Source organism: Frankia sp. Hr75.2 (genome assembly GCF_949319125.1).
Lineage (GTDB): Bacteria > Actinomycetota > Actinomycetes > Frankiales > Frankiaceae > Parafrankia > Parafrankia soli.
Genome location: NZ_CASGGV010000211.1, coordinates 1 through 644 on the forward strand (window position 1 = coordinate 1; position 644 = coordinate 644).

Here is a 644-nt window from a genome sequence, read left to right on the forward strand (position 1 = left end):
CCCCGGATTGGCGGGCGGTGCCGGGTCGAGCGTGCGGCCGTCGGGGAGCAGGGCGATGATCCGCCCGGCGGTGGTTCTGCGGAGCTTGATGTCCTCGTCGTGCAGGGTGCGGTGGTGTTCGCCGCAGACGAGGGTGAGGTTGTCGATGTCGGTGCCGCCGCCCTCGACCCACGGGATGAGGTGGTGGATGTGGAGCCGTCGGGTGTGGGCGCAGCCCGGGTACTGGCAGGTGCCTCTGTCTCGGGCGTGGACGGCGTCGCGGAGCTGCCGGTTCGGTAGTCGGCGGCGTCGGCCGAGCCGCAGTGGGTTGCCGTGGGTGTCGGTGAGCAGGGTGCGGATCAGCCCGTCGCAGCCGAGTCGGCGTAGGACCGTGGGGGACAGGCCGGTCGCGGGTGAGATCTCCGCACGGGATCCGGGCCTCGGCCTCGGCCTGGGCTGTGGGGGTGTGGCTGTGTGGTGTCGAGCAGGGTGGTCGCGTCGATGTGCACGGTGATCGTGTGGGCGGGTGAGGTCAGCTCGGGAGCGGGCTGTTGTAGGAATCCTTCGGCGAGTGCGAGCAGTGCGTCGGCGTCGCGGCGGCGGTCCCGTGGGGCGGCTGCGATCTCCCCGTCGGGGGGCGACTGGCCCGCGTCGGTGCCGGCGTC

At 72.7% G+C, this 644-nt stretch carries 1 protein-coding gene and 1 pseudogene; both read right to left on the reverse strand.

Going from position 1 to position 644, the window contains the following annotated elements; translation table 11 throughout:
• Positions 1-399: HNH endonuclease (locus AC559T_RS15345; RefSeq protein WP_498869171.1), on the reverse strand; the 399-nt coding region annotated here is incomplete at its 3' end.
• A pseudogene (locus tag AC559T_RS15350) lies at positions 339-644 on the reverse strand (HNH endonuclease); the annotation flags it as partial. The pseudogene AC559T_RS15350 and the gene AC559T_RS15345, both read right to left, overlap by 61 nt.